Source organism: Sphingobium sp. WR1 (genome assembly GCF_059693745.1).
Genome location: NZ_JCATID010000054.1, coordinates 1 through 8,317 on the forward strand (window position 1 = coordinate 1; position 8,317 = coordinate 8,317).

Genomic DNA, 8,317 nt, shown 5'->3' on the forward strand with positions numbered 1-8,317 from the left:
CAGCACTGGCCGCCTGACCTGAACCCGATCCTGCCGTAGATCGACGGTTCCTACACCACCCCGTGGGACACGACCTGCATGATCGCTGCCGAGGCGCGTGCAAGCGGCCTTCCCATGCTGCTTCCAGACAGTGGGGCGGCCGCGGAGCATTTGGTGAAAGGTGCTGGGCACCATTACCTCTCTGCAAGCGCCGTCAGTCTTGCCCTCACCATAAAACGGATTGCGGACGAGGGCGTGGCCGCGCATCGGGCGGTAGCCAGGGATGCAGCTCCTGATACGCGCCTGATGGATACCCATTTCGAGGACTTGTTCCGGCTTTACGGCAATGCCGGCGAGCGGTCATTCCAAATATCAAACCCCCCCCGGTACGTCCCGCAAAGCCACAGGCGCCCTCCCAGAGCGGTCGGCATCCAGACACGCAGCGGGGGAGCTTGGCGCTCGTCCAGACCATTATGAGCCTTGCCTACAGCGACCTGCTCCAGCGGCGCGCATACGCCGCCGCCAATGACGATCGGATCTCTATGCTTTTCGGCTCATCAACGGTTCTTGGACCCATATGTCCGAACGATCTTGAACCTCTATTCCGCTGGATGGGCGATCGCGATATTGAGCGTTTCAGCGAACCATATCGCCCTCAGAACTGGTATCATCATGACAGTTTCTGGCTGAACAGCGATAACGATCAGAGCCGGATATTCTTTGCAATCCGCTTGCCGCAGGGGCCACAGATCGTAGGTTTCGTGCAAATATATTCGATCCACCTCGGCGATCGATCCGCTCGAATAGCTATCCGCATCGGGGAATCCGCGCATTACGGTAAAGGCTATGGTCGCGAGGCCCTTGCTTTGGCGGTAGAATATTGTCGTCGGCACTTAAACCTGGGCCGCGTAGAAATCACTGTCTTCAAGAACAATGCCGTCGCTCGACGCATTTTTACGGATCTTGGTTTTGTCGAAGAGAAGATAGAAAGGCGGGCCTTATACATAGATGGACGTTGGATCGATGTTATATCCATGGCCCTCTTGCTTGACGGCTGAATTCGTCATCTCGCTAGTTTTTCAGAAAGAATATTTCAGGATCAGCCCCGAAGTCGGAGTTGCCGTTCGAAGCGCCATGCACGCCAATTTCATTTCTGTCGTTCATCAGCACCAGCGTCTGATGGACCTCCTCCGGGGATGCCCCCTCGATATGCAGTGTCCCATTCTCAGCTTCGACAGGTCCGGCCTTCAAGCGAGCGAGGATTTTTGATCGTATATTGGACATCGGCTCATCCTCTGTATGAGTGCCTAGCCATTGTTCCCTTAATGTTCCTATCCGTCAAGATGTGACCGTGTAGCTGGTCATATGGGTTCAAAGGTCCGCTTTTTGACGATGCTGTAGCCGTCAGCTTCGGTTGTATGGACGCGCAGCCCAAGCGGTTCGATCATCTCCCGCACGGTGTCGCGGACCTTCTTTTTGACGCGAGCGCCCAGATAGATGGCCTTGATGGCGCTCTGGCCATGCGGTGCCTTTCCGATTGCCGGTGAAAACAGCCGCCATTCCCGCTCATAGGCCCAGCTCAAATGCTTTGTTGAAAGCACGGCACGGCTACGCTCAAAGTCGTTCCGCATGCCACTGAGCGCGAGATAATATGGCTTGTTGCCATAGGCGATGCGCGCGAATGAATTTTCCTCGGGCATCCCGCTCAGCAGCGCCGGCATCGAATAACAAATGCATATGCCCTGGAATGAATCGGCATAGTGCGCCCACATCAACTCATTATTCCATGTCTCGGAAAATGACGCGATGCCCAAGGCCAGCTTCTCACTGCGCAAGCTGCTAATGAACTCATTATATTGCGCGTGATCCTGCACTTTGGCGCTGGCCTTATACAGGCCCTCCATCGGATCATTCATATTCTTGTAGCGCGCACACCAGATATAGCCGTTGAGGATTGCATCCATCTCTTCGGCGAATTTCTTCTCTCCGGCAGGGGTGCCGTCCAACAGGCCCGAACCGATAGAACGATATCGATATAGCCAGGTCGGGCGGGCAAATGTTTCGATCGTGGCCATGGTCCGTCCGTCCAGAATAGGGGTCAGAAATAACCAGCCATCTGCAAGATGAAGCCGGCGACGATGAGGAATAGGCCGATATAGGTATATCGCAGGGACATCCCGGCTGTTTCGCGGTCGCTCTCGACGGTCGCGACAAGCATGGCTGCCATGGTCCCAAGATGCTCGGCCAGATCCGCGATGCTCCCCTTCACCTCATCAAAGCTCCGTTCGGCCGACTGATGATCGAATGTCCCATCGGATGGAAGGTAGCGCCCCTCATCGCGATAATATTCCCGGAAATCCCCTGAGACGCTTTTCAGGAATGTGTCCATCCCGCCCGCTGCCTCTGCAACATCATGAAGGGAGGACAGGCGTTCTTCCGCGTGGCGCCGGAGGTCGCGCTGTATTCTGACGAGATCGAAGCCGAGCAGCATGACGCCGGCCAAGTCGAGTGTCAGTCCGGTCAAACTCAGAGCGATCATGCCTGTCCCCTTCGACTTCATCGCGCATCGGTAAGGTCGCGGCGATGTTTGGAAATCAGTATGGCCACACGGTTGGCGGTTGCCAGCGTCAATGTCGGGGGCAAGGCGAATTTGGCGCGTATCGCAGGCGACGTCCACGGCCGGCGCATAACGGACCATGGCTGATCCATGGTCCGCATGCTTAATGTTAGTGCGTAATCGCTAATAGCAAATAGCAAATGGCTATGATGACATAGATAATGACAGTCATTTTGCGACCCTCCCTGTTATGTGTTTTCCTATACCTATTTAGTCATCGAGCGATTTTGATTATCAGCGGACTTAATGGCGGCGCGGTGAGCGCGCGCCGGGGGGAACGCCAAGGGCGCTGCCCTTTCGTTCCCGAACAAAAATAGGCCGCCCGTGTAATCCGCTAATCCCGGTGCCCGCCCCCCTGCGGGTGCCGACCAGGCTAATCGGCTCGCCCGCGCCGGCGGTCGATTTTTGCTCCCCCTCCCCAACCCGTTCCTCGCCGGAACGGCAGGGCCGTGAGGCTGTGGCCTTTCGGCCTGCTGACTAGGAGGATCACATCATGTCCATGGAATTGACCGATGCAGAGAAGACGGATCGCGTTCGGTTGCTCAACGATATGGCGCGCCAGAACCCCGGCGTAGCGTGCCGGGCCAACATGACTATCGGCTTTGCCGCGCTGGAGGATCATGATCGTCATGCTGCCATGCAGGTGATGTTGGCTTTCGACCATTTTCACGAAGGCAATGATCCGCATGGGGAGCATGATTTCGGAGCAATCTATCGGCTCCGTTCGGGAGATTGGGTGCAAGCCCGGCCAGCGGACGAGAAAACCATCAGCGAGACGGCGTTCTGGAAAATCGACTGTTATGACAAGCAGTTGGAGTTCGGGAGCGAGGCCCCTTGGGATAGCGATCAAACGACACGGGTGCTGACCATCATGCTCGCCGAAGAATATTGAAAGGACCGCCGCCTCGCTGTGCGAGGCGGCGGATCGCAACGCCGGGAGCGCAGCGATTCATTGTCTTTTCGCTCCATTCTGGACTATGTTGGTGGCGATGAAATACACCATGATGCAGTTCGATATTGAGGCCGTTCGGGCGCAGGTCCGCGCCATGGATTATGTCCGAGGCACGCCCGACGAGGTTGAACAATGGCGGCAGGATGACGCGGAATCCCGCGCTAATCTCGCCATTGAGGACATGGCCCTTGCTCCGAACGAGGCGGAGCTTTTCGATATGCTGCTGGATGAGGCGGTTCCGCCCGCTCTCGTGTCGAAGATCGTCCAGGGCCTTGTGCAGAATGGCTCTGCCGAACCGCCCGCTTAACGTCAGTGGGCACCGACCAAGACCCTTATCTGTATCCTGGCACGGCCACGCTCAGGAATAGGCTGGGGCTGACAGACGACGGATCGCTAAATCAAGCGGAACGCATGCTGACCCATGCGCGCGGCCGAGAAGCCGCGCGCATGGCCTTTCCGCTTGATGCCGATGGCTACAGGGCGTTGCATAAGCATCTCTTCCAAGATCTCTATGACTGGGCAGGTGAAGACCGAACCGTCAACATCGGCAAAGGGGGCAGCCTGTTTGCCCACGCCCCCTATGTGGCCAATGCCCTGGCTGCGGTATTCAAGGATTTAGCGAGCCAAAGCCATCTCAAGGGGCTGCCCCGCGAAGAATTTTACGATCGTCTGGGGCATCATCTCAACGAACTGAACGCCGTCCATCCCTTCCGCGAGGGCAATGGACGCACGATGCGACATCATGCGGCGCAGATCGCGCGCGATGCTGGGCACTCCCTCCGGATCGCCAGCATCGACAGGCAAATGTGGATGGATGCGTCGCGCCATGGTTTCACCACCGGCGATCATCGTCACTTGAGCGCAATTCTCGCCGCTGCCGCGCATGAACGGGATGAACCCGTCACGCCCCGCACAGGGCCGGGGGGCATGGCGTTCCTGCCCCCGCGCGATCCGCCGACCGGGCAACGCTATCGTCTGTCGCTCGAAAAGGCGCGAAGCGAGCTGGAGCGCTATTTGCCTGCGGCGAGGACCGAGGCGGCCGAGCGCGTGCAAAAATTGGTGAAGGATAGTGCGCCAGCGAGCCAGATTGGCGCAGCGCGTATGGAGCTGGCCTATATGCGCCATGCCAAAGGGCCGGTCTATCAGTCCCATTTGCTGATCTATCTCGGGCAGAGGGATGTCGATGCGGTGATTTCCGACAAGCAGACCCCCTTGCAACGTGTGCGCGAGATCGGTGCGGCCTTGGCGTCCCGGATCAATGCCCAGCAGCCCGCCCAGGTGCAACGTGCGGTTCGTTCTCTGGAGCGCCCCGTGCTGCCACCGGGCCAATCGCCAGCCCATGACCGGCTTGCCGACCTATTCCTAAAAAATGCGGCCGAGCATAATAGATCCGATCCCCGTCTTGCCGGCGCGCAAGCGATTGTGGACCAAGTGCAGGCGCTTTCGCGTCAGCGTGGCGATGGTCCCCGTTTGATGGAGGGCACGATCGACGCGGCACGCACATCCATAGCCGCGAATATTCGTGCCGGCAGGCCCTTTGAAGACGGTCTGACCCTGCCCGCGCAAGATAGGGCCAAGCCCCCTGCCCCGGATAAAGGCCGAGGTCGATGATGCCGATCGGCAGCGAGTGATAGTATAGCAGAAGCGGTTTTTGGGTGCGGCCTGGCGGCACGGCTCTATCTCGCTGCGCTCGACCGAACCCGCTGCACGGTTTCGTCCCATTCGGGTGACGATCCTCGCACATGATGCGGCCGCGGGCGGCCATGTTTCTCTTCACGCCAAGGGGGGCGGCCTCCCCCCTTCCCGGCAAGGGCTGGACCGTCTCGCTGCGCTCGCTTGGTGGTTGGCAGCGTATCCCCATCTTTCCGCGCTTCGCTTGTGCAAGCTGGGCGATCCCCCTCCCTGCCAACCAGCCCTGACATTGCCGGTTCAACCCCCCCGACTTCGCCAGTGGGCAGAAGTCGATGGCGCCATCGCCTTCGGCTCCAGATCAGGAAGGGAAAACCACATGGCACGGAACACCAAAGCGACCCGCAGCAATGTAGAGCGTGCGGATATCTATCAGGAAGTCACCGATCAGATCATCGAGATGCTGGAACAAGGGGTGCGCCCATGGTCGCCGAGCTGGGCAAGCGCGGCCGCCAGCTTTCCGCTGCGCTCTTGCGGCAAAAACTATCAGGGCATCAACATCCTGCTGCTGTGGGCGCAGAGCATGGCGCGCGGATATGCCAACCCCTATTGGATGACCTTCAAGCAGGCGCTGGAACTTGGCGCAAATGTCAGGAAGGGGGAGCGCGGCACCCGGATCGTCTATGCCGGTTCGATCAGCCGGAAGGACGAGAACGGGCAGGCCGTCGAGGATGACAGCGAGCGGCGCATTTCATTCCTGAAGCGGTACACCGTTTTCAATGTCGAGCAGATCGAGGGATTGCCCGATGGCCAATATCCTACGCCGCAGCCGGTAATCCAGAACCGGGACCAGCGCGATCAGCAGCTTGATGCCCTGTTTCGGGCCTATGGGGTGGCGATCATCGAGAAGGACGGCGGCGCTTTCTATTCTCCCGCGTCCGACAGCATCACCATGCCGCGTTTCGACAGCTTCACCAGCGGCAACGCCTTCTATGCGACCCTTGCCCATGAGGCGGTCCACAGCACCGGCCATCGGGATCGTTTGGATCGGGAAACCCTGCACAAATACGGAACCAGCACCGCCATTCGGGCGAAGGAAGAACTTTGCGCGGAGATCGGCGCGGCCTTCCTGTGCGCAGCCCTTGGCATGGAACCGAGCGAGCGCGAGGATCATGCCGCCTATCTGGCAAGCTGGCTCACCGTGCTGCGCGGCGACAAGCGCGCCATCTTTCAGGCGGCGACCGCAGCGCAGGCAGCGAGCGACTTCATCCTTGCCGCTGCCGAGGCGGCCCCAGCGCAGCGCGCAGCCTGAACATCGAGGGCGGCATCGCCGCCCTCCCCCATTCCCATCATCAGGATAAACACCATGGCCAAGCTGCCTCCCCAGATCAGCCTTGATTGGCGTGATGAAAATTACGGATCGGTCTGTGCCGTCACCGCCTTCCGCAACTATGCCGGCACCCATGACTGGAGCGCGCTCGTGCGCCGGCGCTTCCGGGGATGCGTGAAGCGGGCAGGTTTCGAGTTCCATTTCGGACGATGCGCCTACATCGCGCGCAAGGGGGAGCGAGCGGAGCGCCAGCGCGCGCTATGCGATGAGCTTGCGAAAGCTGGCTTCCAGATCATCCATGGCGACGCGCGCCCCGTCGAGTGACGGGGCGCGCGGATTCAGGCAAAATGCTACGCGGAATTGCCGTTGAGGGGCGGGCTTTCGAGCCGTTCGACGGCATCCTTCAATCTGGCCCCTGACGCGGTGAACATGCCGCTCCACCGCACGGGAAAGCGTGATCGGACGGTTCGCGCAAATTGGGTGCCTATGCCAATTCCCATCCATTCTGGATCGACTTGAATCGTGCGGGAGATAGCATTGTTCAGCGAGCCGGACTCGGCAGCGTAGATCTCCCATACAGCATAGACGCGGCCTGTCGGGCCGATGGCCGCTAATCTGTGACAGATCGGATACCCATCGCTGAACGCCTTGAGATGGTGCCCATCAGGACCGACGTTGGCGATGCGGGCGTTATTGATCGCCTCTTCGACGCTGAACCACCCAAGCGCCTTGACGACGAACATGATGCCCCCTGCCTGAAAACGACCATAGTCATTGCTCGCCGCTGCTGCCTGGTCGGCGAGCAGGTCATTTTCGACAAAATTGACTGGTGCAATGTCAGCGATGTTGGCTTCGGTCATGTCCGGATACTCTTTCCATTCCGGGTGCCTTAGCGTTTGCGTTGGACCGGATACAGCCACGCTTGCGCGCGGTGCAGTTCGTGGCCCCGCAGTCCTTCCCCCGGAAGGCCCTTGAGGCGGGGAACACCAAGGGCTGCTGCCCTTTCGTTCCCGAACAAAAATAGACCGCCCGTGTAGTCCGCCAACCCAGGTGCCCGACGCCCTGCGGGCGTCGACCTGACTAGGCGGCCCGCCCGCGCCAGCGGTCGATTTTTGCCCTCCCTCCCCATCCCGCTCCTCGCCGGAGAGGCAGAGCCGCATGCCGCAGGCAGCGGCTTGCAGCCGGAAAGGAGTAGGCAATGAGTTACACACGATATCGGGGCGATCCCTATTGGAAGCGCGCAAAAGCCGATGGGCTGGGCGTAGGCGGCACCCCCTACAAGAAGGGGGAACGGGTGTTCTTCTATCCCCGTACCGGCGCGATCTATGCCGGAGACGCCGCGCAGCGCGCATCAGCCGAGTTCGATGAACTGGCGACCTTGGAGGGCTGACCCTCCCCTTCCCCACCAAGACACAGATTTTCAGGAGATCACATCATGGCTATCATCGACATCAAGCTGTCGCAGCTTCGCCTTTCCCCGCTCAACGCGCGCCGGGTGAAGCCTTCCGCTATCGAGTCCATGGCCGACGATATTACCGCGCACGGCATGTTGCAGAACCTCGTCGCCTATGAGGAAGATGACCTGTTCTGGGTGTTCGCGGGAGGGCGGCGATATCGTGCCCTCAAAGTGATGGTGAAGCGCAAGAAGATTACCAACAACGATCTTTTCCCCGTCGAGGTGCGGACCAAGGAGGAGGCGATTGAACTGTCGCTTGCCGAGAATAGCGCACGGGAAAATATGTTAGGTCATGTTTCCAGAGTGTCCTTCGATAGGAAAGATTACAGAGCAGTGTGCTTGTTCCAGGCCGCC

The 8,317-nt window shown here is 59.5% G+C and carries 12 protein-coding genes; 8 read left to right on the plus strand and 4 right to left on the minus strand.

Going from position 1 to position 8,317, the window contains the following annotated elements:
* Positions 1 to 452 precede the first annotated feature (452 nt).
* Positions 453 to 1,037, plus strand: coding sequence for a GNAT family N-acetyltransferase (locus AC58EF_RS27865; protein ID WP_497279617.1), 585 nt, complete (start codon positions 453 to 455; stop codon positions 1,035 to 1,037).
* 13 nt (positions 1,038 to 1,050) lie between these two features.
* Here AC58EF_RS27865 and AC58EF_RS27870 read toward each other — a convergent pair whose 3' ends face one another.
* From AC58EF_RS27870 to AC58EF_RS27880, 3 genes are all read right to left on the minus strand, one after another.
* Positions 1,051 to 1,263: a hypothetical protein gene (locus AC58EF_RS27870; protein ID WP_497279618.1), complete on the minus strand. Its 213-nt coding sequence runs from the start codon at positions 1,261 to 1,263 to the stop codon at positions 1,051 to 1,053.
* A 77-nt stretch (positions 1,264 to 1,340) separates the two neighbouring features.
* Positions 1,341 to 2,054, minus strand: coding sequence for a DUF2971 domain-containing protein (locus AC58EF_RS27875; protein ID WP_497279619.1), 714 nt, complete (start codon positions 2,052 to 2,054; stop codon positions 1,341 to 1,343).
* A 23-nt stretch (positions 2,055 to 2,077) separates the two neighbouring features.
* The gene (locus AC58EF_RS27880) at positions 2,078 to 2,518 is read right to left on the minus strand and encodes a hypothetical protein (RefSeq protein ID WP_497279620.1); all 441 of its coding nucleotides are present in this window, start codon (positions 2,516 to 2,518) and stop codon (positions 2,078 to 2,080) included.
* Between the two features lie 571 nt (positions 2,519 to 3,089).
* Here AC58EF_RS27880 and AC58EF_RS27885 point away from each other — a divergent pair.
* From AC58EF_RS27885 to AC58EF_RS27905, 5 genes are all read left to right on the plus strand, one after another.
* The gene (locus AC58EF_RS27885) at positions 3,090 to 3,488 is read left to right on the plus strand and encodes a DUF3768 domain-containing protein (protein ID WP_497279621.1); all 399 of its coding nucleotides are present in this window, start codon (positions 3,090 to 3,092) and stop codon (positions 3,486 to 3,488) included.
* Between the two features lie 109 nt (positions 3,489 to 3,597).
* A complete protein-coding gene (locus AC58EF_RS27890) occupies positions 3,598 to 3,855 on the plus strand; it encodes a hypothetical protein (protein WP_497279622.1) in 258 nt (85 codons plus the stop codon).
* 5 nt (positions 3,856 to 3,860) lie between these two features.
* On the plus strand, positions 3,861 to 5,159 hold the full coding sequence (locus tag AC58EF_RS27895; RefSeq protein WP_497279623.1) for a Fic/DOC family protein: 1,299 nt from the start codon (positions 3,861 to 3,863) through the stop codon (positions 5,157 to 5,159).
* 397 nt (positions 5,160 to 5,556) lie between these two features.
* Positions 5,557 to 6,489 carry an ArdC family protein gene (locus AC58EF_RS27900; protein WP_497279624.1) on the plus strand — a complete coding sequence of 311 codons (933 nt, stop codon included), beginning with the start codon at positions 5,557 to 5,559 and terminating at the stop codon, positions 6,487 to 6,489.
* 54 nt (positions 6,490 to 6,543) lie between these two features.
* A complete protein-coding gene (locus AC58EF_RS27905; RefSeq protein WP_497279625.1) occupies positions 6,544 to 6,831 on the plus strand; it encodes a hypothetical protein in 288 nt (95 codons plus the stop codon).
* Positions 6,832 to 6,857: 26 nt separating this feature from the next.
* Here the strand turns inward: AC58EF_RS27905 and AC58EF_RS27910 are convergent, their stop codons facing one another.
* Positions 6,858 to 7,367, minus strand: a complete 510-nt coding sequence (locus AC58EF_RS27910) for a hypothetical protein (RefSeq protein WP_497279626.1) — start codon at positions 7,365 to 7,367, stop codon at positions 6,858 to 6,860.
* A gap of 338 nt (positions 7,368 to 7,705) precedes the next feature.
* On the opposite strand from AC58EF_RS27910, the gene AC58EF_RS27915 reads away from it, so the two are divergent.
* Entirely contained in the window at positions 7,706 to 7,897 is a 192-nt protein-coding gene (locus AC58EF_RS27915) for a hypothetical protein (RefSeq protein WP_497279627.1), read from the plus strand.
* Between the two features lie 45 nt (positions 7,898 to 7,942).
* Positions 7,943 to 8,317 (plus strand): ParB/Srx family N-terminal domain-containing protein (locus tag AC58EF_RS27920; protein WP_497279628.1); only part of this gene is annotated, 375 nt, incomplete at its 3' end.